This is a genomic window from Auritidibacter sp. NML100628 (assembly GCF_003185985.1).
Lineage (GTDB): Bacteria > Actinomycetota > Actinomycetes > Actinomycetales > Micrococcaceae > Auritidibacter > Auritidibacter ignavus.
Genome location: NZ_QHLP01000003.1, coordinates 35,999 through 62,310 on the forward strand (window position 1 = coordinate 35,999; position 26,312 = coordinate 62,310).

Annotated in this window: 18 protein-coding genes; 11 read left to right on the forward strand and 7 right to left on the reverse strand. The window is 60.3% G+C overall.

The features are described 5' to 3' along the window. Position 1 precedes the first annotated feature (1 nt). Positions 2-1,603: an aminopeptidase P family protein gene (locus DCC24_RS03585; RefSeq protein ID WP_110098559.1), complete on the reverse strand. Its 1,602-nt coding sequence runs from the start codon at positions 1,601-1,603 to the stop codon at positions 2-4. 78 nt (positions 1,604-1,681) lie between these two features. Here DCC24_RS03585 and DCC24_RS03590 point away from each other — a divergent pair, with 78 nt between their 5' ends. Then, positions 1,682-2,542 (forward strand): PHP domain-containing protein, encoded by an 861-nt coding sequence (locus DCC24_RS03590; protein ID WP_110098560.1) that lies wholly within the window; start codon positions 1,682-1,684, stop codon positions 2,540-2,542. On the opposite strand, the gene DCC24_RS03595 is transcribed toward DCC24_RS03590, so the two are convergent. The 4 genes from DCC24_RS03595 to DCC24_RS03610 all read right to left on the reverse strand — a co-directional run bounded on the left by DCC24_RS03595 (position 2,539) and on the right by DCC24_RS03610 (position 7,136). After that, complete coding sequence (locus DCC24_RS03595) at positions 2,539-4,146, reverse strand: DEAD/DEAH box helicase (protein WP_110098561.1); 1,608 nt, start codon at positions 4,144-4,146, stop codon at positions 2,539-2,541. The genes DCC24_RS03590 and DCC24_RS03595 overlap by 4 nt on opposite strands. Before the next feature lie 236 nt (positions 4,147-4,382). Next, positions 4,383-4,607, reverse strand: coding sequence for a DUF3107 domain-containing protein (locus tag DCC24_RS03600; RefSeq protein ID WP_110098562.1), 225 nt, complete (start codon positions 4,605-4,607; stop codon positions 4,383-4,385). Positions 4,608-4,731: 124 nt separating this feature from the next. After that, entirely contained in the window at positions 4,732-5,337 is a 606-nt protein-coding gene (locus DCC24_RS03605) for a TetR/AcrR family transcriptional regulator (protein ID WP_110098563.1), read from the reverse strand. 380 nt (positions 5,338-5,717) lie between these two features. Then, on the reverse strand, positions 5,718-7,136 hold the full coding sequence (locus DCC24_RS03610; protein ID WP_110098564.1) for a glutamyl-tRNA reductase: 1,419 nt from the start codon (positions 7,134-7,136) through the stop codon (positions 5,718-5,720). Between the two features lie 172 nt (positions 7,137-7,308). Here DCC24_RS03610 and hemE point away from each other — a divergent pair, with 172 nt between their 5' ends. The 8 genes from hemE to hemL all read left to right on the forward strand — a co-directional run bounded on the left by hemE (position 7,309) and on the right by hemL (position 16,974). Next, positions 7,309-8,499 carry a uroporphyrinogen decarboxylase gene (gene hemE, locus DCC24_RS03615; protein ID WP_110098565.1) on the forward strand — a complete coding sequence of 397 codons (1,191 nt, stop codon included), beginning with the start codon at positions 7,309-7,311 and terminating at the stop codon, positions 8,497-8,499. Further along, entirely contained in the window at positions 8,492-10,075 is a 1,584-nt protein-coding gene (locus DCC24_RS03620) for an NAD(P)/FAD-dependent oxidoreductase (protein ID WP_110098566.1), read from the forward strand. Before hemE ends, DCC24_RS03620 begins: the two co-directional genes overlap by 8 nt. A gap of 38 nt (positions 10,076-10,113) precedes the next feature. Then, on the forward strand, positions 10,114-10,872 hold the full coding sequence (gene hemQ, locus DCC24_RS03625) for a hydrogen peroxide-dependent heme synthase (protein WP_110098567.1): 759 nt from the start codon (positions 10,114-10,116) through the stop codon (positions 10,870-10,872). Further along, positions 10,873-11,943, forward strand: coding sequence for a hydroxymethylbilane synthase (gene hemC, locus DCC24_RS03630; RefSeq protein ID WP_233491968.1), 1,071 nt, complete (start codon positions 10,873-10,875; stop codon positions 11,941-11,943). It abuts the gene before it with no gap. After that, entirely contained in the window at positions 11,943-12,761 is an 819-nt protein-coding gene (locus DCC24_RS03635; protein WP_110098568.1) for a uroporphyrinogen-III synthase, read from the forward strand. Before hemC ends, DCC24_RS03635 begins: the two co-directional genes overlap by 1 nt. A gap of 42 nt (positions 12,762-12,803) precedes the next feature. Continuing rightward, positions 12,804-14,480 (forward strand): FAD-binding dehydrogenase, encoded by a 1,677-nt coding sequence (locus DCC24_RS03640; RefSeq protein WP_110098569.1) that lies wholly within the window; start codon positions 12,804-12,806, stop codon positions 14,478-14,480. A gap of 115 nt (positions 14,481-14,595) precedes the next feature. Beyond that, positions 14,596-15,582, forward strand: coding sequence for a porphobilinogen synthase (hemB, locus tag DCC24_RS03645; RefSeq protein ID WP_110098570.1), 987 nt, complete (start codon positions 14,596-14,598; stop codon positions 15,580-15,582). A 66-nt stretch (positions 15,583-15,648) separates the two neighbouring features. Continuing rightward, positions 15,649-16,974 carry a glutamate-1-semialdehyde 2,1-aminomutase gene (hemL, locus tag DCC24_RS03650; RefSeq protein WP_110098571.1) on the forward strand — a complete coding sequence of 442 codons (1,326 nt, stop codon included), beginning with the start codon at positions 15,649-15,651 and terminating at the stop codon, positions 16,972-16,974. Here hemL and DCC24_RS03655 read toward each other — a convergent pair. Further along, the gene (locus tag DCC24_RS03655) at positions 16,964-17,644 is read right to left on the reverse strand and encodes an exonuclease domain-containing protein (RefSeq protein ID WP_110098684.1); all 681 of its coding nucleotides are present in this window, start codon (positions 17,642-17,644) and stop codon (positions 16,964-16,966) included. The genes hemL and DCC24_RS03655 overlap by 11 nt on opposite strands. 182 nt (positions 17,645-17,826) lie before the next feature. Between DCC24_RS03655 and DCC24_RS03660 the strand changes: the two genes are divergently transcribed. Beyond that, the gene (locus DCC24_RS03660; protein ID WP_158524585.1) at positions 17,827-21,207 is read left to right on the forward strand and encodes an ATP-dependent DNA helicase; all 3,381 of its coding nucleotides are present in this window, start codon (positions 17,827-17,829) and stop codon (positions 21,205-21,207) included. Next, the gene (locus tag DCC24_RS03665) at positions 21,195-24,779 is read left to right on the forward strand and encodes an ATP-dependent DNA helicase (RefSeq protein ID WP_110098573.1); all 3,585 of its coding nucleotides are present in this window, start codon (positions 21,195-21,197) and stop codon (positions 24,777-24,779) included. Before DCC24_RS03660 ends, DCC24_RS03665 begins: the two co-directional genes overlap by 13 nt. Before the next feature lie 50 nt (positions 24,780-24,829). Here DCC24_RS03665 and DCC24_RS03670 read toward each other — a convergent pair whose 3' ends face one another. Then, positions 24,830-26,200, reverse strand: a complete 1,371-nt coding sequence (locus DCC24_RS03670) for a phosphotransferase (RefSeq protein ID WP_146206272.1) — start codon at positions 26,198-26,200, stop codon at positions 24,830-24,832. Positions 26,201-26,312: the final 112 nt, after the last annotated feature.

A 26,312-nucleotide genomic window follows, 5' to 3' on the forward strand; every position in this document is an offset into this window, starting at 1 on the left:
ACTATTGCCGGTTGTTTTCTCCCAGCAGTGATGCCATCCAAGCTTCCACCTCGTCGACGGTGCGCGGAATGGTGGCACTGAGGTTCTCGGCGCCCTGGTCGGTTACGAGAATATCGTCCTCGATCCGAATGCCAAGACCCCGGTATTCTGCGGGAACGGCCAGATCTTCGTTTTTGAAATACAGGCCCGGTTCGATGGTGAACACCATGCCCGGTTCCAGTACGCCGTCCATATAAAGCTCGCGACGCGCCTGCGCACAATCGTGAACATCCAAGCCCAGGTGGTGGCTGGTCCCGTGTGGCATCCAACGGCGATGCTGTTGTCCGGACAAGGAGACAGCCTCGTCAACACTGACCGGAAGAATTCCCCAGGCATCCAGGTGCTGTGCCAGAACTTCGGTGGCACGATCGTGAACATCACGGAATCGGATCCCCGGCCGCACGATCTCGAAAGCCGCATCGGCAGCTGCCAGCACAGCGTTGTAGACCTGGGCCTGAAGCTCGGAGAACCGTCCATTAATCGGTAGTGTGCGGGTGATGTCAGCGGTGTACAGGGACTCGGCTTCCACACCGGCATCTACCAGCAACAACTGCCCGTCGACAATCGGACCGGTGTTCCGAATCCAGTGCAGGATGGTGGCGTTGTTGCCGGCAGCGGCAATGGTGTCATAACCCAGGTCATTCCCCTCGAGCCGAGCTCGAGAAAAGAATGCGGTCTCGATAACCCGCTCGCCCCGTTGAACCTGCTTTGCGGCCGGTAGCGCCCGAATAATGTCGTCAAAACCTCGGGCCGTGGCGTCCACGGAGCCACGAAGTTCCCCGATTTCCCATTCGTCTTTGACCAGGCGGAGTTCGGACAGATATTCGGAGAGCTCGGCGTCGAGTCGGTCGGAGGCTTCTAGATCAACGCCGGTGTTGATCCGGGAGGTGTCAACCAGAGCCTCCATATTCAGGTCAGCGCCACGCACCACGCGCAACCGGGTGCCACCAATCTCCACGGCTCCGGCATCGACGGTGACCGCATATTCCAGTTCGTCGAGACTCTTGGTCTTCAGTCCGGTGCGAGCTTCTAATTCACGCAAGGTTGGTCGAGGTCCCACCCAAAACTCGCCGATTTTGGCGTTGGCATAGAATTCTTCGGAGTCCCGGGTAGCCAGGGGACGGAAATACAGGGTCGAAACGTGCCCGGACCCTTGGTCCCCGGTACCCGGCTCAACCGGTTGCATCACCAACGCCGCATCGGGCTCGTGGTCAATACCGAGTCCGGTCAGGTGCGTAAATGCCGAATGAGGCCGGAACCGGTAGTCGGTGTCATTGGATCGGACTTTCGGGGCGCCGGCCGGAATGATCAGGCGTTCACCCGGGAACCGCTCCGAGACCGCTTTTCGGCGTGTAGCAGCGTAAGAGGCCACCGCATCGGCTGAGAATTCTGGGTGCTCGACCGGAGCCCATTGGGAACCCATGAAGTCTTTAAATGCCTGGGACTCCGGGCGACGGGAACGGTTCTCACCCCGCTGAGAGAGAGCCTGCTCTGGTTGCTCGTCGAGCTGGTCCCGGGAGGTCGAAGAACGATGTTGTGCAGAAGAAGCGGATGATTCAGTCATGGTTCCATGCTCTCATGAATCCCCAGCACCCCGCCGGGGAGGTTACCTGTCTGTTGTATGACGTTTACACTTATGAGCATGGCCTTTGATCTGCACACGCATTCAACCTGTTCGGATGGTACCCAGCCACCGGCAGAGGTCGTGCGTTTAGCAGCAGAGGCAGGATTGGAAGGACTTGCGCTGACCGATCACGACACCACGGCAGGATGGGATGAGGCGATCTCAGCCGCGCAGCGTCACAGCATCAGCTTGGTGGTTGGCATGGAATTATCGTGCGTGACCGATGAAGGGATCAGCGTTCATGTGCTCAGCTATTTGCATGACCCACAGCACGCGGGTTTGTCAGCTGAAATTGCTCGAGCCCGAGAGGCTCGCATCATTCGAGCCCAAGAAATGACCGCTCGGATCGCCCGAGACTATCCGGACTTGAGCTGGGAGTTAGTGCTCAAACATACCCACGACGATGCCACCGTGGGGCGGCCGCATCTCGCCGATGCACTCGTGGACATCGGCGTGGTCCCGGACCGCTCGGCAGCGTTTACCAGCCTGCTATCGAGTGACTCGTCCTACTATGTGCCTCACTATGCTCCTGATCCAGCACTCGGAGTAGAGCTGATTAAAGAAGCAGGTGGGGTAGCAGTCTTCGCACACCCGATGGCTGCGAAGCGAGGACGTACCGTATCAGACCGTACCTTCACCGAGATGATCGAGGCTGGCCTAGACGGCGTTGAAGTTGACCACCGCGATAATTCGGCTAAGGGGCGGGATAAGCTTCGTCAGCTGGCCAGGAAATATGGTTTGTTGACGACCGGTTCTTCGGACTTTCACGGCAACGGTAAACCCAACCGGTTGGGTGAATATACCACGGCGGTAGAAACGGTTAAAGCGCTGGAGCCTCGAGCGAGCTCAGGACTCCAGGTGCTGTGGCACACCGACTAATTGCGGTTGTTCTGCTGGTTTGTGCTCTGTTTCCTTCTCGAGGAAACCACTTTACCGTTCTTCCGGCGAGTGCGCTGACGCCTCCGCGAAGAACCCGAGGCCTTCTCCTTCTTGGCCTGGGCCTTGTGCTTCGACGAGGAAGACCGTTCTTGGCTCTGGTCTTGCTGGTGTCCAGCCGAACGACGCCGGGAGCGTCCGCGACGATGCTGTCGACCATTGCGGGACCGCGATCGAGAATCCTTACCACCAAGATCTTCACGATCTTCGGCGTCGAGACCAGCGTGAGTGCGTTGTGACTTTGGGAGTTTTCCTTTGGTTCCCTCTGGGATATCCAAGTCTTCGAACAGGTGGGGGGAGGCGGAGTAGGTCTCAATGGGCTCGGTTTGGTCTAGGCCTAGCGAAGCGGCAATCAGCTTCCACTGCGGGATGTCTTCCCAGTCCACCAGTGTCACCGCGGTGCCCTTATGCCCGGCCCGACCGGTCCGACCGATCCGGTGTAGATAGGTCTTTTCATCTTCGGGACACTGGAAGTTGATCACGTGGGTGACATCATCGACGTCAATACCGCGGGCAGCGACATCGGTGGCGACCAGCACATCGATTTTCTCATTGCGGAAGGCCCGTAAAGCTTGCTCGCGCGCGCCCTGTCCCAAGTCGCCGTGGATCGCACCAGCTGCAAAGCCGCGCCGGGTGAGCTCATCGGTCAACCGTGCTGCTGCGCGCTTGGTACGAGTAAAGATAATCGTGCGACCTCGCTCCCTGGCCTGTAGTACCCGCGCGATCAGCTCATCTTTGTCCAGATGGTGAGCACGGTAGATCAGCTGACGGATGTCCTTTTTGGTGGCCTGAGTGTCGTCAGGATCTTCGGCACGAATATGAGTGGGGTGCGTCATGAACCGGCGGGCCATCGCCACCACCGGACCGGGCATGGTAGCAGAGAATAGCATGGTCTGACGCTTATCTGGAACGGCCTGCAACAAGGTTTCAACATCCGGCAAGAAACCCAAGTCAAGCATTTCGTCGGCTTCATCCAGAACGACGGTCTGCACATGGTCGAAGCTCAGATGACGCTGACGCATCAAGTCGATGAGTCGTCCCGGGGTTCCAACAACGACTTCGGTACCACGATTGAGTTCGTCAACTTGTGGTTCATAAGCCCGACCACCGTAAATGGTCGTCACCCGCACGCTACGACGTGAGGCCGCCAATCCGAGGTCCTCACCGACCTGGGTCGCCAGTTCGCGAGTCGGCACGATCACCAGAGCCTGGGGAGCACCGGGGGAGGGCAGAGAGTCGCTACCAGGCTCATCGGGGCCAATGACACGCTCCAGGACCGGAAGACCAAATCCCAACGTTTTACCGGTACCGGTCTTAGCTTGACCGATGATATCCTGGCCTGCCAAAGCAATCGGCAGAGTCATGGCCTGAATAGGGAATGGGGAAACGATCCCCTTGGCAACGAGGGCCTGGACCATATCGTCGCGCAGGCCGAAATCTGCGAACGTCTTGTCTGAGGTAGACCCATGCGGCGAGGTGTCGGACACGAGTTGGTCGTCCGGATCGGCCTGGTTTACAGCGGGCTGTTGGTGAAGAGAATCTGACATCTGAGATGAACTTTCTCGTGGCACCCCACAACCCAAGGTATGTGTCAGTCGGATTGTAGGGTGCCACTGAATCGAGGACTATACGAGCGGGTCAACACAATGGACAAAAAAGTGGAGCCGATCGCGGTTTAGTCTTCTGAGCTGTAGTAAGCGGTAGCGTTCTATCGCAGACGACCGGTCATCCAGGGGCGTCAATGACACCGGGGACGTGGTGTCGTAGTGAGGAATGGTCGAGTCTAGCTGGCGACAAAACCGACCGGGCCAGACGTGGTGTCTCCTACCTCGACATAGCCTACAACATTGCCGGGGACCAGGATCGTACGACCCTTAATATCGTCGATCTGAACCATACCTCCATCCTTGATGGCGGTTTGGACTTGCTCGACCACTTTCTCAGCCGGCAAATCTGTCTTGAACACAATTTCACGGGTGACGTGTTGAACACCGATACGAATTTCCATGTCTCTCCTTCACAAGCCGTGAACGCGGTTAGTGTTGTTTCGGGAACCCAGCTTAGCGGAGACGCCCTCGGCTCCGTGCGCTCTCAGCCCTGTCTGCCGCGGGCTTCGGCCAGTGGCGTAATTGTCAGTTCCGAAACACAGAAATGCCCTCACGCAACATGTCGGTCACGATCTCGGCGGTCTGGTTCGGGCCCAGTTCCTCGGTCTGTTGCTGATCCTTGGACATATAGGTCCAACCGTGGGCTGCGCTAATCACGGTAATCGTGACCATGGAAGAGACAAGTCTGGTCTGCTGGTCGGTGAGATGGGAGTCGTCAACCAGTAAGGTGTGGATTTTGTCGGTGATCTTTCCGAGAAACTCCCGACGGACTCGGTCGAGCTCACCCTCCAGAGGAGTCGAACGGTCCAGAATGACTCGGAATGGACGATCAGGGCGCGAGGCGAATTCAAAGGCCGCGGCAACGCACTTGTAAACGCACTGTCGCTCTGAGTCGCTTTCTTCGTCGAAAGCTTGGGTGAGTTTCTCGCCGAGCATTTTGAGATGGTCATTGAAGATGGCGCGGTAGATGTCTTCTTTGCCCTCGAAGTGCTGATAGAGAACTGGCTTGGAAATTGCGGCTTCCTTGGCAATGGCGTCCATAGAGGATCTGACGTAGCCGTTGATTCCAAAATGTTGAGCAGCGATGGTGAGAAGTTGTTCTCGACGCTGGCTTCTAGGTAGACGTGTCACGAGTTGCTAACCGTCCTTGACGTATCGGTGTGGTCTGCACCATGGAGAGTTCGCCATCCTTCCACGGTGATGAATGTCTGTCGTATTTCTACTGAAATTACGAGTGATTGTCATCCCTCGAAAAAAACGTAGTTAACGATTCTCATACTTTACTGATGGAATCGCAATATTGCCAGTGACTTGGGAGTTTATCGGAAGTCTTTTGCCGTGAGAGGCAACTCTCTTAACACACTCGACGCTATGCTGGGAAAATAGATGAAAGGTAAAATATAAGTGATGAATGCGCGTCCAAGAGAGCACAAAGCCAGTGAAAACTGTGCACCGAGCTCTTGGATGAGAAGTGTCGCAGGTGAGCGAAAGAGGTGGCCGGTGGTGAGTGCTTAAGCGCTCTCGGCACGATGATCGGAGTGGGGGCACGTGGGATCGGCTACCGGTGTCTGCTCGGGTGTCTGTGCACGCTTGCGTGCTGCTTGACGCTCAGCTTTCTTGCGCTGTCTTTCAGCGGTTTCGGCGGCCACGTCGAGACCGAAAATGGTTTCCAGCGCGAGCTCGTAGTCCGCTAGGCGCCCTTCTTCGGCCAGGTGACGTGCCCGCACTGTTGGTTCGTGCAAGAGCTGACGCACCATGCGACGCATGGCTAATTCCACTTCCTCGGCGGCTGCGGTACATCCGTGGCGTTGCCGCACGCGAGCAATTTCGTCCTCGAGTACGGATTGAGTGTGCTCGCGCAAGGTCACAATGGCATCGGAGGCAGAGCGCTGTTTGGACTCACTGAGAAAATCTTCGACGGCTTGGTCCACGAGGCCTTTGGCCCGAGTGATGGATTCTTGTTGCTCGTCTGGCGCCGCCATCTTGACCGACTCGAGCGTAACCACGTCAACTCCGTCAAGATCGGCGATATCGGGATCGAAGTCATGGCTGAGCGCTAGGTCGATAATGGTCAAGCGATGCGGGAGGCCGGAACGCAGTCGTTGCAACTCAGGTTTGGAGATGGTCCGCTCTTGCCCAGAAACGCCAATCACGACGTCTGCTTCGGCAAAAGCCTCATGCACCATGTCACTATCTACTGCCATGGCCCAGTCACCACGATCGGCGACAAACTGCTCGGCTCGGCCCGAGGAGGAATACACTGCAACGTTGCGAGCGCCGAGTTGCTCCAGCTGGGCGATGGTAGTTCCGGCGTATGCACCGGTACCCACCAGCAACACATTGGCATCTTCCCAGAACCGCTTGGTCGCCACGACGGTTGACCCGGCTCGGATTTGGGTTGCTAGCTCCAGCGCCACAGACACGACCGACCGTCCAGTCGATCCCAACGCGGTTTCGGTACCGACTTGTTTGGCGGTCCGGGACGCAGTTTCGAAAAGTTTGGTGAGATTACCCGTGGTGGTGTTGGCTTGCTTGGCCTCGGTGAGGGCCCGGCGCACCTGTCCGGCGATCTCGCGTTCACCAACGACAGCAGACTTGAGTCCGGCGCCGACTTCGAAGAGGTGTCGTACCGTCTCGTCGTGCGGAAGGATATGGAACGCATCCCGAACCTGGTCTAGGCGCAGACCGGTCTGGTCGGCGATGCTCTGGAGGATGTCAACCTGGGCTTGTGCCGCGTCGGCTCCGGTAGCGATTTCTGCATACACTTCGACACGGTTACAGGTCGAAAGAGACACTGCCCCCTGTAAATGGGGAGAGTTTTCTACCGTGGAGGCGACCCCTGGAACTCCGTTGCTTAATTCCGCCACCGTCTCGAGGTCAAGCCAGGTGTGCGCAGCAACCAACGAAAATAATGCCACAATGACTTCCATGCTAGGCCAGTGCACTCACCGATTAAAGTGAGCGCACCCTAAGTATGATGCCTCACGGTTTGTCATCTTTGCCTGAACAGTCCGGGGTGCCATCGCGATGGTTTTTCCTCTGACGGCTGATCACCACGTCTTACATTCAGGGGCATGAGGTTCAACGTGGGAGAATGGGGTCATGACTCAAGAATCCCGTGGTGGCTCCAGCGTGTGGGCAAATCACCCGTTGCTCACCGACGATGCGCGACGATCGACCGCACAGTCCGATCTGATTCGAGCCTACCGAGGGCAGATGCCTAGTCGCCGTCCGGTGTGGTTTATGCGTCAGGCCGGCCGGTCGCTTCCCGAATACCGACGCTTAAGGGAAGGCACCACCATGCTGGATGCCTGCGTGAACCCCGAACTGGCCAGTGAAATCACTCTGCAACCGGTGCGACGCCATGACGTGGACGCTGCGATCTTTTTCTCCGATATTGTGATCCCGCTCCGTTTGGCCGGAATTGGCGTAGAGATCCAGCCCGGTGTGGGGCCAGTGCTCGAAAAACCGGTCCGGACTGCACAGGATGTGGCAGCGCTACCAGATCTGGATCAACTCGGCCCCGAAATTTTTGCTCCAATTGCCGAAGCAGTACAGCGTACCGTTGCTGAGCTCGGGCCTCGCCCCCTCATTGGTTTCGCTGGAGCGCCGTTCACCGTGGCCGCTTATATGGTGGAGGGCAAACCGAGCCGGGATCACCTGGGGCCACGGGCCATGATGCACCGGGAACCGGAGACTTGGGAGGCGCTGATGCGCTGGGCCGCCCACGCCTCCGGTCTGTTCCTCGCCGCCCAGGTGCGCGCGGGGGCTTCGGCGGTCCAACTCTTCGATTCCTGGGCTGGGTCGTTATCGCGGACTGACTATCAGCATTCGGTGATGCCGTACTCAGCGCTAGCCTTGGCGGAGCTCGACAGCCTGCGAGCCGAACTCGACCTGCCGGTGGTGCACTTTGGTACCGGCACCGCTGAGATTTTGGACCTGATGCGTGAGGCAGGAGCGTCGGTGATCGGCGTGGACTACCGCATCGGGCTGGACGAGGCCTATCGACGCCTGCAAGCCCGCCGTGGTGAGCAGGCCCAGCCACTACGCGCCCTGCAAGGCAATATCGATCCGGCCTTCCTCGATGCCGGATGGCCCGCCCTTGAAGCCCACACCCGCGCGGTGCTGGCCGCCGGCGAGTGCGCCCCCGGGCACGTGGTCAACCTGGGGCACGGGGTCCCACCCAGCACCGACCCGGAGGTATTGACCGAGCTCGTCTCGTTCATCCACTCCATCTCGGTGGGAGTGCGGTCCGCTGAGGATTCCCAGGGCGTGGTGTTACCCCATGAGTGAGCTACCCGGGTTGCAGGGGAACCACTACGACGTCGTGGTTATCGGCGGTGGCATCGCCGGACTCACCGCGGCCCGGGAGCTGAGCATGGCCGGGGCTCGCGTCGCGGTGCTGGAGGCCGCAATGCATCCTGGTGGTGCGTTGGCCGGTCTGGAGCTCGGTGAGGCGATCAATCCGACGGATGAGCAGGTGAGACACGACCCGAACGTGTCGTTGCGGGTGGACGCTGGCGCGGAAGCTTTTGCCACCCGTGGTCCCGCCGTGGCGGAGCTGATCACAGAACTGGGGCTAGGCGAGGAGATCGTGGCACCACAGGCCAGTGGCTCGTGGCTGTACACCCGCGACCGGGGGGCGATTCCTTCCCCGACAGTGGGCGTGCTCGGCATTCCCGGAGATCTGCACAGCCCCGATGTAGCCACAGCTCTCGGTCCTGAAGGGATCGCTCGGGCCCAACAAGACCTCTCGGCCCCCGTGGATGACTACCGACAGGTGTTAACCGACCAGACACCGATCACCCTCGCCGAGGTAGTCGCAGACCGTATGGGCCCGGCTGTGGTCGATAACCTTGTGGCCCCGGTGGTCGCCGGCGTGCTCTCCACTGACCCGGCGAGCGCGGACGTGCGTCAGCTGATCCCCGGTCTCTTGGACGCGATGGTGGAACAGGGGTCGCTGGCGGCGGCCATTACAGCGCTGAAACGGTCCGGTCGGCCCGGGGCCGCGGTGAACTCTTTACGTGGTGGTATGCACCGGATCATCGACGCCCTGACCGCGGAGCTAGCTGAGAGGGGAGTGGATCTGGTGACCTCAGCCCCGGTGACCTCGCTCGCGGACGCTGAGACCCCCGGCGGCTCTGGTTACCGAGTACTCATCACCGCCGCTGAGGCATCCGAGGTCGAGCTGAGCGGCGACCGCCTCGTGCTGGCCTGTGACGCCGTGACGAGCTACCGGCTGATCACCACGTTGCGCGCGAGGCGCCAGGCACCCGAACTTCCGACCGAGGCGCAACCGGCCACCGGAACCGGTGTGGGCCTGGTGACACTGCTAGTCGACCACCCCGAACTGGACGCTGCCCCGCGCGGGACCGGGTTGCTGGTGGCTCCTGACGTCACGGATGTGGCCGCCAAGGCGATGACCCACGTCTCGGCCAAGTGGGCCTGGCTGCATGAACGACTTAACCCCACCGGTGCTACCCACCGACATGTGCTCCGGCTCAGTTACGGCCGCATCTCCGATCCCGTTGCCGGGCACGCGTTGGGGTATCACAGCACCGATGACCAGCTCATCACCGCCGCCCTGGCCGACGTGCCCCGATTGCTCGGTGTTGACACGGAAAACTTTGCCGCCCGGGTGCGTGCCTCAGCGGTGGTGCGCTGGCGCGAGGCCTTGCCTTCGCCGACTCCAGCCCATACCCGCGCGGTGAATGCGTTGCTGGAGGCGATGGAGCCCGAGTCCATGATGGCCGCCGGCCCGTGGGTGTCGGGCACGGGACTGCTGGCGATCATCTCTGATGTGCGTCAGCGGGCCCGCCAGCTGATCAAATCACCACCGCCTGTGAGCACCCCGACAGATCAATCCTGACGTAGTGATCATCCGACACGAGAGGAAGTGAGACCGTCATGACAGAACAGACGGAGAACAGCACCCCAGCCCCCGGTACGGTGCAACAACAGGCCAGCTCGGTCCCCGAATTGGACACGAGTTGGTTCACCACGTACACGGTCTTTGCCCGCAACCGTCACGAGAACTCCGTGGGCTCGGCCCGGTCGGCCTCGGAAAAACAGCGTGATGCCGAGGCCTTCCGCGCCTTAGTTGCTGATCTGTCCGAACAGGGCATTACCGTACGGGGTCTCTATGACGTCTCCGGTATGCGAGCCGAAGCCGATGTGATGGTGTGGATGTGGAGTAAGGACCCGGTTGCCCTGCAACAGGCCATCCGCCAAGTGCGTCGTGCCGATCTGTTTGCCGGAACCCACGTAGCCTTTACCGCCATGGGGGCCGACCGGATGGCGGAGTTCAATAGGGACCACGTGCCGGCCTTCGCGATGGGCCGCAAACCCCGCAGATGGCTGTGCTTCTACCCGTTTGTGCGCTCCTACGACTGGTACACCATGGATCCGGCCAAACGGCGTGACTTGTTGCGCTCCCACGGCCAGCTCGGCCAAGACTTCCCGGATGTCTGGGCCAACACCGTTTCGGCCTTCGGCCTGAACGACTGGGAATGGTTGTTGGGCCTGGAAGCGCCCCGACTGGATATGCTGGTTGACATGATGCGGCATCTGCGCAATAACGAGACCCGGCACTATGTGCGCGAAGAAGTGCCCTTCTACACCGGTCACTACATCGAGATCGATGACGTCGCCGAGGTGTTGGCCTAAATGACCGTCACCGACTCCGTGCCCGGCCGGATGCTGTTGATGGGCACTCGCGGTTCCACGCTGGCCCGCACGCAGACCCAGCAGGTTGCCGATCAGCTCAGCGACTGGCTACCCGAGGTGGAGATCACCTCCCAGATCATCCGCACCGAAGGTGATGTGACCACCGGCTCGCTGGCCTCACTGGGTGGCACCGGAGTGTTCGCTGCAGCGTTGCGGACCGCTGTGGTGCAGGGTCGGGTGGATCTGGCCGTGCACTCGCTGAAGGACCTGCCAGCGATCCAGCCCGAGTCCTTGCGCATCGCGGCCGTACCCGTCCGAGCTGATCCCCGCGATGCGCTGTGCGCCCGAGACGGCATGAGCCTGGATGAGCTCCCGGCAGGGGCCCGTATTGGGACCGGCTCACCCCGGCGCGTGGCGCAATTGCTCCACTACCGGCCCGATCTGCAACCGGTCGATATCCGTGGCAATGTCGCCACCCGCTTGGCGCGGGTGGTCGGCCACGAACACCACCACGACAACGCACCGGCCGCTGCCGGATCGGACCGTGGCGATCTGGACGCGGTTATCCTAGCCTGTGCCGGGCTCGACCGAGTGGACATGGACTGGGCCATTACCGAACGGCTCGACCCCTCGGTCATGCTACCGGCTCCCGGTCAAGCAGCGCTGGCGGTCGAGGTCAGTACCACTCGCCTGCTCGGATCGGCGGTCGAAGACGCCTTGGCACAACTCAATGACCCCGCCACCCTGCTCCAAGTCACTGCCGAACGCGCGGTGTTGGCCCGGTTGGAAGCCGGCTGTGCGGCCCCGATCGGGGCCCTGGCCACCGTGGACGCCCACTCCGGCACGCTCGCATTACAGGCCATGGTCGCCGGGATGGACGGGGTTAACCTGATCCGCGCCAATCGGTCGGTACCGGTCTGTGTCGACGGTGACCAGCTGATCGATGACGACCACTCCCGGGCCGATGCGTGGCAACTGGGTACGGCCGTTGCCGAAGAACTCCTGGATTCCGGGGCTGAGCTGTTGCCCGAAGCACCGCCGCGCGGAAACGGTGGGAGTAGCCTGTCGTGATGACCGAGGTGGTCACCGACACGGTGGTGATCACCCGGCACCCGGCCCAAGCGTCGCAATTAGAGGCCGGACTGGGTGAGCACGGTATCAGCGTGCAGTTCTGCCCCCTGACCGATTTCGTGCTGGCCGAGGACCGCGTGCCGGGCCAGCGTCTCGTAGCGGGGCTCCACGCTGGCGTGTTCGCCGGCGTGGTGGTGACCAGCCCCAATACCGTCCGCGCGCTGAGCTTGCTGGGGCTTGATTGGGCCCGGCTGGCCGGCGGCGACACTGTCGTGGTCGCTACCGGGGCCGGCACCGCCCGGAAGGTGGGCGAGCATGGTTACCCGGGCACGGTCTGGACCCCCACCACCGAAGCGTCCGCGCACGGCATTCTCACCGACCTGCCTGGGTCCCGGAAACTGCCGGTCGAGCCGGCGCGGCCGGTGGCACTACCCCAATCAGCTGCAGCCACTGAGACGTTGGTGACGGGACTGCGTGGGCTCGGCTATCGGGTCGATCACGTGCCGATCTATCACACGGTGGTCTATCCCGGACCGGCAGGGCGACGGTTATTGGCCGCCCCACACCCCGAGAGCGCTCAGCGTCTGGTGGACCTGCACGCGTTGAACCCGCGTACCCCGGTGGTGCTCACCGCCTCCTCAGCGGTCCGCCAGCTGGCCGAGCGGGCAGGTGAGCTTCCGGCGCCGCTAGCACACTACCGACTCATTGCCCTGGGGCGCCCAACGGCCAGTACCGCCACCGAACTGGACATCACCTTGGCCGGCACCGCGACCGCCCCGAACGCTGCGGGCATCCTGCAGATCTTACGCAACCTTTAAAGTCCTGTGTAAGTGCTTTCCAGCTGCCCTAAAATGTGACCTATGGCATACTTTGCGGATGGATTCGAAGCCCTCGTCGTCGGTCACGGTCTGGCCGGTCTGGTAGCCGCCTGCGAGCTGGCCGAGGCTGGACACCGCGTGGCGGTGATCGACCAAGAGAACGCAGGCAATATTGGAGGCCAGGCATACTGGAGCTTTGGTGGATTATTCATGGTCGACAGCGCCGAACAGCGTCGCATGCGGATCAAAGACTCCCTCGAGCTCGCTCTGCTCGATTGGCGCGCCAGCGCCGGCTGGGACCGGCTGGAAGGGCACCATCCCGAAGATCAGTGGGCCCAAGCCTGGGGTGAGGCTTTCGTGCACTTCGCCGCCGAGGAACTGCGCGAGTGGATCACCGGCCACGGCGTGAGCTTCTTTCCAGTGGTGGGCTGGGCTGAACGTGGTGGCAGTACCGCCACCGGCCATGGGAATTCTGTCCCCCGATTCCACATCCCCTGGGGCACCGGAACCGGGCTCGTCGCGCCCTTCGCCCGCAAGCTGCAACGCTACGTCGATCGTGGCCTGGTGCGGTATTACCATCGCCACCGGGTCGACGAGCTGATCGTCGAGAACTCTCGGGTTGTTGGTGTCCGCGGCGCTGTCTTAGCTACTGACGATGCCGAACGTGGCGTGGCAACCAATCGTGAGGTGATCGATGATTTTGAGTTCCGGGCTGCAACGACCCTGCTCGCCACCGGCGGGATCGGCGCCAACCCCGAGCTGGTGCGTTCTTTCTGGCCCGAACGGTTGGGCACCCCACCGCAGCAAATGATCAGCGGGGTCCCAGCCCACGTGGATGGGCGCATGCTGGCTATTGCCGGTGATGCTGGAGCCCGACTAGTCAACCAAGACCGCATGTGGCACTACGTGGAAGGCATAAAAAACTGGAACCCGATCTGGGAGCGCCACGGTATCCGAATCCTGCCTGGCCCCTCGTCGCTGTGGCTGGATGCGACCGGACACCGGCTCAACCCGCCGGCTCTGCCCGGTTTTGACACGCTGGCCACCCTGGCTGAGCTACGGGCCACCGGATACGACCACTCCTGGTTTATTCTGAACCAGAAGATTATTGAAAAAGAATTCGCGCTCTCCGGCAGTGAACAAAACCCCGACCTGACCGGCAAGGATCTGAAGCTGTTACTGAAACGGCTGGGCCCCGGTGCCCCAGGGCCGGTGGAAGCGTTCAAAAACCACGGCGAAGACTTCGTGGTGGCCGACACGTTGGATGAGTTGCTGACCCTGATGCAAGAACTCGAACCAGAGGTGCCGCTGGATACCGAACAGGTCCAGGCCGAAGTCCGCGCCCGCGATCTGCAACTGGACAACCCGTTCTCCAAAGACGCGCAAATCACCTTTATCCGCTCCCACCGGGCCTCGTGGGGAGATAAGCTCATCCGAGTCGCTCCCCCCGGCAAACTTACCGACCCGGCCAACGGGCCACTGATTGCTGTCCGACTGAACATCCTGACCCGCAAAACCCTGGGCGGGATCCAAACCGACTTAAACTCCCAAGCCCTGGATGCCACCGCCACCCCGATCCCCGGACTCTATGCTGCCGGCGAAGCCGCCGGATTTGGCGGAGGCGGATCCCACGGCTATCGGGCGCTAGAAGGCACCTTTGTCGGCGGGTGTCTATTCACCGGACGCACCGCCGGCCGGGCCATGGCCGCTGAACTATAACGACGAGATGACGACTAGAGTGGACCGTAGGAGCGCGGTGACCAGCTGTCATCAGCCTGTCACCAGCGCCGAACCCACACTGCCGACCCCCCATAGCAGGGGAGAAGGAAGGACCATGTCTTTTCCGCTCCAACGTCCCCGGCGCCTGCGTCAAAACTCTGCCGTGCGTCGGATGGTCGCACAGACTCGGCTTCATCCCTCCCAACTCATTCTTCCCGTCTTCATCAAAGAGGGCCTGACCGAGCCGAACCCGCTGGTCTCGATGCCCGGTGTCGTCCAGCACACCGAAGACTCTCTCAAACAGGTTGCCACCCAGGCCGCCACAGCTGGACTGGGTGGCATCATGATCTTCGGGATCCCGCAAAAACTCGACGCCACCGGATCCGAAGCACTCAACCCCGACGGCATCCTCAACCGTGGCATCCGCGCGGTTGTCTCGGCAGTCGGTGACGATCTGGTGGTGATGTCCGATCTCTGCCTGGACGAATTCACCGAGCACGGCCACTGCGGCGTCCTCGACGAGACCGGACGGGTCGATAATGACGCCACCCTGGAGCTCTACGGCAAAATGGCCCAAACCCATGCCGAAGCCGGGGTGCACATGGTCGGCCCGTCTGGCATGATGGATGGCCAAGTCCGGGTCATCCGTGAATCCCTCGACGAGGTCTCCGCCCAACACGTCGGGATCCTGGCCTACTCGGCCAAATACGCCTCCGCTTTCTACGGACCCTTCCGCGAAGCGGTAGACTCCAGCCTGACAGGCGACCGTAAAACCTACCAGATGGACCCGGCGAACCGGCGCGAAGCTCTGCTGGAGACCGAGCTCGACCTAGCAGAAGGCGCTGATATGGTGATGGTCAAACCTGCGATGAGCTATCTGGATATCCTGCGCGAGGTGGCCGACTTCTCGGACGTACCGGTTGCGGCCTACCAGATCTCCGGAGAGTACGCGATGATCGAAGCAGCTGCCGCTAACGGGTGGATCAACCGCGACGCCGCCGTGGCCGAGTCGGTGCTGTCCATCCGTCGGGCTGGAGCTGACCAGGTGCTGACCTACTACGCCCTAGAACTCGCCGATTGGATCCACCGTGGCCTGATCTAAGGCCCAGTGAGTTCCAACCAGACCCGCCCGACCCCGTCCAGCTCAGAACAGGACTGTGAGAATCCCATGACCGACCAGCCTACGTCTTTCACCAGCAACCAGCAGGCCTTCCGCGCTGCCGAAGCCGCCATGCCCGGCGGGGTGAATTCTCCGGTGCGCGCGTTCGGATCCGTCGGACTCACCCCGCCGAGCATCGTCAGTGCGCGGGGTGCTTACCTCACCGACGTCGAAGGCAACGAGTACGTTGATCTGGTTGGCTCATGGGGGCCCATGCTCCTGGGGCACCAACACCCGGCGGTGGTGGAGGCCGTGCATGCAGCGGTCGACCGCGGCCTGTCCTTCGGTGCGTCCACCCCGGACGAGACACACTTAGCCGAACTGGTGAAATCCATTCTGCCGATCGATCGCATCCGGTTTGTCTCGACCGGGACGGAGGCGACCATGACCGCGCTACGCATCGCGCGCGGTGCCACCGGACGGGATCTGATCGTGAAATTCGCCGGGGGATACCATGGCCACTCCGATGGGCTACTGGCCTCGGCGGGATCGGGTGTGGCGACCCAGTCACTTCCGGGCTCGGCCGGTGTGACTGCTGCGGTGGCCGCCCAAACGCTGGTGGTGCCCTTCAATGACCGGCAAGCCCTGGAAGAAGTCTTCGCTGACTACCCCGAGCAGATTGCTGCGGTGATCACCGAAGCCGTGCCGGCCAATATGGGCATTGTGGCGCCTGAGCCAGGGTTCATGGGCTTCTTACGTGAAATCACCCAGCGCCACGGGGCCAAACTCATTTGGGATGAAGTCCTCACCGGATTCCGCGCTACCCCCACCGGAGGCTGGGGGTTAACCGGTCAACCCGAGGGCTGGACTCCGGATTTGTGGACCTTTGGCAAAGTGATCGGCGGGGGTATGCCGGTGGCAGCGGTGGCCGGCAACGCCGAGATCATGAGCCTGTTGTCCCCGTTGGGGCCGGTCTATCAAGCAGGAACCCTGTCGGGAAACCCCGTGGCTATGGCTGCCGGTATCGCGACTCTCAGCAATGCTGATGAGCAGGTCTACCAGCAGGTGGCTCATGCCTCCCGGCAGATTCAGCAACTGGTCTCTGAGGCCTTGGATGCTGAAGGCGTGGACCATTCCCTGCAAGTGGCGGGAACGATTTTCTCCGTGGCCTTTGGCACCAGCGACCACGGGGTGCGCAACTACCACGACGCGCAGAACCAGGAGGTCTTCCGATTCGCGCCGTTCTTCCGCTCGTTACTCGAACAAGGTATCTACATCGCGCCCAGCGTGTTTGAGGATTGGTTTGTCTCCGCGGCTCATGACCAGCAGGCCATCGACAGGATTGCCGAGGCGCTCCCGGCAGCAGCCAAGGCTGCCGCGGCCGCTACCGAGTAGAACCGTCGAGGTCTTCGACTGGCCAGTGGCGCGACACTGTCGCCTCAGGATCCTTGCTCCGGCGCAGGTAGGCTTCGAAACTTTCTGCCTGGGCGGATTTCCACCGTTTCTGCAATTCGAAGAGCTCGGACAAAGGTACGGATAGCTTAGGGTACTTCTCGGCGATGGCGTAGGCGATCTCCACACCAGCCAACGCATCGGCGGCTGAGGCGTGCGCATTATCGAGCCGGACCTGGTAGATCTCAGCGACTTTGCCCAACGTGCGTCCACCCTTGCGGTAGGTGTCGACCTGTTTATCCAAGACGTAGGGATCAACGACCCCGGAGATCGTCAAGGTCTCTAGCCCGTGGCGGGCAATTTCTGCGGTTAATACCGTGAAATCATAAACCCCGTTATAGGCCACCACGGGGAAACCTGCTGCCATGAAGTCAGCCAGCGTGCCGGCGATCTGGTCAATTCCCTCCCGCGCAGCGGTCCCGTGCATGTGGGCATATTCAGTGGATATCCCATGCACTGCAGTTGCCTCAGCAGGAATCTCCACACCGGGATTGAGTAACCACTCAGCATTGGCCCGTTGGACCCGCTGCGGATCCACGACGACTAATGAGGCCGTGACAATCCGGGCTTGGCGCGGGTTTCGACCGGTCGTTTCCAGATCAAACCCCACCATCGCACCGCAGTGCCACGGCTGATCGGGACGTGGGGCAATCGATTGTAGAGCTTCGTTCACCTGTCTTACGCTACGTGGTCGACGCCTCCGGGGGAACCCACCGCCTTGCGGTGGTGGAAACAACACCGCGACAATTCTGCCAAGGCTTAACTTGTCCTTGGTGGTGCGGTTAGATGGACACTATGTCTGAGCCACAGCCTGGGTTTGAACTCCTCCAGCCTCTCCAGCCCGTCGCTTCCGCTGTTGAACTTGATGCTGACCAACGCCGTGTTGTCACGCTGCCAGCCGGTCACGGGCCCGTCCTGGTGATCGGCGCGCCCGGGTCCGGGAGGACAACCACCGCGATTGAATACGCGGTCCAGCGAATGATCACCGACTGTCAGCCAGACGAGGTAGTCATGCTGGCGGGTTCGCGCCAAGCAGCCAGCCAGGTTCGAAACGCTTTGACCGCGCGGTTGCAGGCCGAAGGGTTGGGTACACGGGCAGAGACACCGGTGCGCAGCGTGGCATCATTTGCCTTTGATGTGATTCGGCGGATGCGTGCCGAAGGCTATCTGGAACATGTGGAGGAACCACCTCGGCTGTTAGCTGGTGCTGAACAGGACCGAAAGATCGCGGAGATTCTGGAGACCTACCGGGAAGAAAACACCGGGCCACAATGGCCCGAGTCATTGCAACAGGCCGTGGGGCTGGCTGGATTTCGGCGTGAGGTTCGCGAACTGATCGATCGTTGCAGCGAATACGGTATTGAACCGGGCCAACTCCAACGGTGGGGAGAAGAGTATCATTACCCCGAATGGGTAGCTGTTGCTGAGCTGTTGCAGGACTACCGCGATGACCTTGATCTGCGTTCAGCATCGGCCTTCGACCCAGCGGGACTGATTACCCGGGCGGCCGATTATCTCGCTGACCCAGCCCACCGCTCTTTTCTCGACGCAGAGCGTCAACGGCGTCCGGTGGTGATCATCGACGACATCCAGGACGCCAACCCAGCGGTCTACCGCCTTCTAGAGATCTGGGCAAGTGACCTGGATGTGGTGATGACGGCCAGCCCGACCACGACGGTGCAGGGCTTCCGAGGAGCGACACCGCAGTTGCTCTCCGAGCTACCGCAACGGATGATCAGGGGCGATCTCTCCGGCGAGCAACGTCGCCAGCGGATCATCGAACTGACACATCAGCACCGCATGGCGGCACCGGTTTTTCAAGCCTGGCGTCGGGCCGCTCAACGTATTCCCGTCACCATGGGGTTGCCCTCAACGGTGCCTGCCACTCCCACCTCGGAAGAGGCCGAGACCATAACAAACCACAACGATGAGCGTGCCGAAGTACGCTGGGTGGCCAGTGCTGGTCAAGAAAAACTGTTGGTGCACCAACAACTGTTGCAACTGCACTTAGAACACAAGATTCCTTATTCGAACATGGCCGTCATTGCCCGCACGGCGAGCCGGGTCGATGCCATCGCCCGTTCGTTGAGCTTAGAGGGGATCCCAGTGCACCGACGCATGGCCGACGTCATGCTCAACCAGCAGGCAGCGGTCTCACCGTTGCTCACCCTGGTGGCCGTTGCCAGCAGTCCGGCACCACCGCGGGGGACCGGTCTTGCACCGGAGCGGTTGAGCTGGTTACTCACCGGTCGCTACGGCGGTGCCACCGCGGTACACGTGCGCCAGTTACGACGCCGTTTACTGCAAACCGAGCAAGCCCAGGGCGGAAGCCGAGGCTCACATGAGCTACTGGATATACTGGTCGACTCTCCGGAGCTGGTATACCAGATGCTGAGTCTGGACCCTGGGCGTGCCCTTCCGGATTATGCTCGTTCCGTGGTGCGCATTGGCAAGATGCTCAACGCGATGCGTGGTGCCGTGGAGTCAGACTCACCTGAACCGAGCCAGGTTTTGTGGGCCGGATGGCAGGCAGCTCGGGTCGCGACATCGTGGGAAACTACCGCGTTGGAAGGTGAGGCGCAACAGGCGGCTCAGGCCCACCGCGACCTTGACGCCGTGATCGCCGTTTTTGACGCCGCCGAACGATACGAAGATCAATTCCCCGGCGAAACGTCCGCCGGATTCGTCGAATACTTGGAAAACCAAGACCTCCCCATGGACTCGCTATCGGAGACTCACCACCTTGATGAGGCGGTCTCGGTGCTGACCCCGTCGTCTGCGGTCATCGGTGAGTGGGACGCAGTCCTCATTGTGGGAGTCCAAGAAGGCATCTGGCCCAACACCCGAGTGCGTGGACAATTGTTGAAAACCGGGGACCTCGTCGACCTCGTGCGTGGTCGAACGACCCATGACAGACTGGTAGACCGGATCGCGGAAGTTCGAACCGACGAAATGCGCACCTTCGCCGCGGCCATCTCCCGGGCACGCAAGATCGTGATCGGTTCAGCGGTCGCCACCGAAGAATCTCAACCCAGTGCTTTCCTTGATCGAATCCAGCCCTGGCACGTCACTGAGGACCAGCCAGTACGGCCGATAACCTCGGTGCCCACACCGTTGACGCGGAGGATGCTGGTCGCCACCCTGCGTCGAGAACTGGAGAACTCAGCCCGTCAGAAACCAGAACATCGCGATGAAAGCCGGCAACGTGATGCAGCAACTGCTTTGGCCGTGCTAAGCGACCACGGCGTCTCCAGCGCCAACCCCAACTTCTGGTGGGGGCTGGCACCGTTGTCCAGTACCCACCCGGCAGCCGTTGCCGAAGATCTCGAATCTGGTCGGCCCATGATCTCCTTGTCGCCTTCAAGCCTCGGTACCGCTCTGGAGAACCCAGCCGAGTGGTACTTCGATAAGATCGGAGCCTCAACCTCCTCGTCAGAGCCTTTGAAGCGCGGCACCTTCGTGCACGCATTGGCTGAAAAATACCACCAGGGACGAGCCGAAGACCTGCAAGCCGGACTGGAAGAATTGTTCCCGGTTTTACTCCGCGCCCTGGAGCTTGACCCCGAAAGCTGGCAGGCCGAGGGAGAACGCCAGCGGATCAAAGATATGCTGAGCTTTTTCAGCGAGTATGTCATCGCCATGCGTCACGACGGCCGGAGTCTGGTTGCTACCGAATTGGGCGTCAACGCCACCTTCACGGTTGAGGATCTCGACGTGAAAGTTAACGGAAAAATTGACAGGCTGGAAAAAGACCCACAGGGACGTCCAACCGTGGTAGACCTCAAGACCGGCAAGTCGATGCCTCGAGGCGAAGAGGTTGACCGCCTGCCACAATTGGCCACCTATCAGGCCCTGATCATCTCCGGCGTCTTGAAGGCAACGAAGCTCGAGTCGGCCGAGTTTTCTCAGCCCACCACCCCTGGTGGAGCCATGCTAGTCCAGCTGGGCACCACCAACCAGAACCTAAAAGTCCAACACCAACAGCCGGTTGTTCCCGAGGATCCCAAGCACCCGGAAGAAAACTGGGCTAGCCAACAGATCCGGGACGCGGCGCGACGCGTCTCTGGAGCGAGCTATCTGACCTGGTGGGACCCTGGGGAGTTCCAGAAATCGTCCTACCAGATCCTCTCACCCATCACACGGCAAGGAAGGCAGATCACAGAGTGGAACCTTTAGCAGCTCAACCGCAACGAAACACCTGGGGAGACGTTCGGTTTAGCGCTGAAGAACTGGCCGATATCCTTCAGTCCGCGAAGCCACCCCAACAGCGGATGTATCCCACGAAACAACAGCGCGCCGTCATCGAATACGGTCCAGACCCCCTCCTGGTGGTCGCTGGTGCTGGCTCGGGCAAAACGCGCACCATGACAGACCGAGTCATCTGGCTGATTGCCAACGGTTTTGTGCGTCCCGAAGAAATTCTTGGCGTCACTTTTACTCGCAAAGCCGCTGGTGAATTAGCAGCACGCGTGAACGCCGCCATTGAAAACCTCGCGAGCCACGAGTCACTAGGCTTGACTCTCGACCGCCACGACCCGGGACAAGCCAGCGTTTCCACCTACCACTCCTATGCGAATGCGCTGGTAGCAGACTACGGGCTACGCATTGGTGTCGAACCCGATTCAGAAATGATCGGAGAGGCCCGATCATTCCAGATCATCGCCGAGATCGTGGCAAACTGGGAAGCTGATGTGTCCGAACTGGACTTTACCGAGAGTTCGTTGATCTCGGCGGTCAAAAAACTCGCCGCGGAAGCCAACGAACATCTTGTGAAACCACACGAGATCAAAGAGCACGTGATCGAAATTTTGGAGTCCGGCCAGCGTCTAGACACCGGGGCAAAACGGCCCAAATACGCCACGGAGATCTTTAACAGCCTCCGCGTGAAAATGACCATGGCCGATATCGTTGCACGTTACGCCCAGGTGAAAAAGGACCATAACCTCATGGATTATGGGGACCTGGTTTATTATGCCCAACTGATCGCCTCCACGATTCCCGAAGCTGCCGCCAGCGAACGCGAGAAGTATAAGGTCGTCCTCCTCGACGAATTCCAAGACACCTCGCACGCCCAAATGATGCTGTTCTCTTCGCTGTTCGGCCCCCAATCCTCCCAGGGAGCAGGTCACTGTGTCACAGCTGTGGGGGACCCCAACCAGTCGATCTATGGATTCCGAGGTGCCTCCGCCGGTCAGCTGGGTCTTTTTCCCGAATATTTCCCAGCCGTTAGGCGTGCCGATGACGACCGTGTTGACACACGGGCTCCAGCCGATATCTTGCCCCTGAGCGTGGCATGGCGAAATAGAGAGCGCATTTTGCGCGGTGCCAATGCCATTATCGGGCAACTGGATGGAGAACCGACCACCGGCAGGCCCGTCCCGGTCCAAGAACTCTCGGCAGGAGTGACCGGTGAACCCGGACGCGTGGTTATCAATTGGTTCAAAGACTCCGAAGACGAAGCACGCACGCTGGCCGACACCGTCGCAGACTGCCTGGGGATTACCGATCCCGGCTCGAACCAGCCACATCACACCGAGAAGTCGGCTGCCATTCTTTGTCGTCGCAAGGCAGACTTCCTGCCTCTGGTTGAAGCACTCGAAGCGCGAGGAGTCCCCTATGAAATCCTGGGGATGACGGGGCTTGTCGAGGTTCCCGCCGTCGTCGAGGTGCTGTCGTTAGCTCGTGTGGTTGCCGCTCCGCAGGAAAACGAAGCTCTAGTACGTATCTTGAGTAATGCGCGCTGGAGAATCGGAACAGCCGACTTGTGGGCACTTAACCGTTATGCCCGAGGACTCGTGCGTCATGGACGTGACGCTCAACCTCCGTCGGAACTCCGGTCTGATGACCCAGAACAGATCTGGAATGCTGAGAAGCTCGCCGAGGCACTCGTCTCCGAAGACGCTGAAGAAGTGTCACTGATCGAAGCACTGTATAAGTTACCGCCGATTGAGGAGGCAGCCCATTACGGATTCACCGAGGAAGGGCTCCAACGACTGCACCGTGTTGCGGACCTATTAGTCTCGCTCCAAGAGTTGCGTTCACTGGATCTTCCGGAATTCTTCCGGATGATTGCCCGCCGTAGTGGGATTGAGGCAGAAGTTCTGGCACATCCAGGAACCGAACTCTCCGAGGCACTGCAACACCTGGAAGCCCTTTACGATGTCGTCGACGAGTTCTCACAAGGGTTGAACGGCTCCCTGACGTCTGATTTGTCGGGCTTTCTGGCATGGATAGAAACTGCTGAGGCAGAAGAAAAAGGGCTGGCACTACCCGCCGTTCAACCACGCCCCGGAGCCGTCCAGTTGCTCACCGTCCATTCTTCCAAAGGATTGGAGTGGGACGCCGTGTTCGTTCCCGGACTGAGCGCAGGAAAATTCCCGTCGGAGAAACCCGAGAGATGGACTTCCACCTCCAGCGGGGCATTACCCTGGGGGCTTCGCCACGATATTCCAGACGAGTATCAGTGGCCTTTCGACCAGGCCGAAACCCTAAAAGAGTGGAGTGCAGGAGCAGGCAACACCACGTTCTCCACGAAAGATCAGGATCGGGTGACCTATCATCGGTTGTCTGAGAACGTGAAGATCCGCAATGGATTCGAAGAAAAACGACTAGCTTATGTTGCCTTCACCCGCCCCAAGCACTTGTTGTGGCTCTCAGGAAGCCACTGGGTGGGAACAAAGAAGAAAGCCGTTGAACAGTCCGAGTTCTTGACCATTTTTCAGGGACTAGACGGGGTCGAAACTGGACACTGGGTTGATTCAACAGACCCCGAAGTCGTCGGAGATAAGAACCCGCGGGCTGAGAAGATCCTGGTCTCCACCTGGCCTGTCGATCCTCTCGATGGCGCATCGATTTACCAAATCAATGCAACGGACTTCTATGACGGCGTTTACTGGATCGATGACCGGGCCGGAAAACCTCTGGTTCGCCACTACCCACGTCGCCAAGCGGTGACACAAGCGGCACAATGGGTGACCGATGCGCGTGAAACATCTGTCACGGATATTGAAGACCACGAGCTGGCTCAACGCGTGCAGTGGGCCCAACCCGACGAAGATATGACGCAGAGCAGTGAGGTTCACTTGCCAAGTCACCTCTCGGCCTCAGCATTTATAAGTTTGGTAGACGACCCGCACACCGTAGCGAAGTCACTGAAACGTCCGATGCCACGTCGACCGATCAAAGCAGCCCGAACAGGTACGCTCGTCCACCAATGGATTGAGGAACATTTCGCCAGTCAGCGTTCTGGCATCACGGGCATGCTCGACTTCGAGGACCCGGTCGAGGATGCCGACCAGGTCTGGGACGAACAAACCGGTGTGACGACCCTGCGAGAGAACTTCCTGAACACCAGATGGGCGCAACGCTCACCAGCGTTCATCGAAGCCGGGGTGGAAACGACAGTCGGGTCGGTGACCATTCGTGGCCGTATTGACGCTGTTTTTCGGAACGGGGGAGACCACCCGGATCAGGAATTCGACCCCACCGCGCAGTGGGAGCTCGTTGACTGGAAAACGGGTATGGTGCCGTCGACCCCAGACGACTTGGAACATAAAGGACTTCAGCTGGCGCTGTACCGTTTGGCCTGGTCACGGCTACATGATATTCCCCTGGCGAATATCTCGGGACGTTTTGTGTACCTTGCACATGGCGAAGAACGAACTCCGGTCAACCTTGCTGACGCCGAGCAACTGGAAGCGTTGCTGGCTCAAGTGCTGGAAGCCACCGAACCCCACGGAGCAGATTGAGTGGCTATCGTCGCGGTGATAGGGAACACTGCCAATGCGACGGAGGAGGACTAGTTGCGAGATGATGAATCCTCGGCCTGCGACGCGGAGTCTGACTCGCGGTCCTCTGTCATCTGACGAATGGCGTCTAACGACACCGGTTCGGTGACAACGCCGGCATCGTCATCGACCTGATCACCGTCGTCTGCGTTGTCTGCTTCCGGTGGCGAGGCCTCAGATGCTTTGGGATCATCTCGGACTGGATTCTCGTCTTCGGTCGCGTCATCGTCGTCAGCATCGACATCGGCGTCGGTCACCACGGCACCATCCTCAGCGTTGAGGTTAGCGTTGATGGTGCTGATAGGGGCAGTGACCTCTTCTGGCTCGTTGACCTGCTGGACCTGTTCAGCAGAGGTGCCGTCGTCCGCTTTGGCCGTGGAATGTGCCGGATTAGTTTCATCGGGCGCCGCGACCGAGGAGTGATGAGGCTTTGACAGCTCCGAGCCCACGTCCTGGCCACCGGTTTCTGCAACGTCGGCGGCCAAATCGTCCAGCATCGACACCGCATCATCGATCATACGCTGATCATGACTGTTGATGCCACGCATCAGCCATTGGGCCAGAGCAAATTCAGCGCTCAATGATGCCCGTCGCATCAGGTGGAAATCCCGCTCATCGGCGGCAGCGCCCAGATATCGGTAATAGGCATCGATGATCTGTTCACCGAAGACTGGATCCTCGACTGAAGCTAACCAGGAAAAATCGACCGCAGGATCCCCAATATGAAGGTCAGTCCAGCCGATCAAACCCACTGCTCGACCACGGTCGAACAACAAGTGTTCTTCGTGCAGATCTCCGTGAACAACCGTGGGAGTGAACCCCCACATTTGGGTTTCTTCCAGAGCATTTTCCCACCGTCGCAAGAGTATCGAGGGGATTTTTCCGGTCAGCGCGACTTGGTCCAATTCGTTGAGACGACGGGTTCTATGTTCCTCAGCGGTATACACCGGCAGATCGGCAATTTCCACAACCGAACGTGGTAATTCGTGGATTGCTGCGGTGATCCGTCCGAGGTCATCCCGAACGATATCGGGCAGGCAGACAATGGTGTCGAGGTCCAGTTCCTCGCCGGGGATCTGGTGATAGACAAAAGTTCGACGACGATCCAGTTGCACAGCTCCGGCAACAGAAGGCACGCGGAAAGGTAACTTCGCCCGAATCGTGGGAGTAAAACCAGACAGCACCTCCAATTCGGTTTCCAACCTCATGCCGGCTTGGTCAGTGCGCGGCGAGCGGACCCGCCAGATGGTGTTATCTCGGTCGGTCACCAGGGCATTGTCGAACTCTGGGGATTGTTCGCCGGTGGAAGCTACACCCACAATATCTAGTCCCGGCATAGCTGCGGAGGCGAGGGCGGCGAGTTCCATGGGTGTGCGTTTCACAGCATCCAGCCTACTGAATATCCACCTTTACCGGCCCGCTTGTGATTTGGCGAGTCCACAATTTGGCTGGAATACTCAGCCAGCGTTCAGCGACGCACCGTTATGCCCTGAG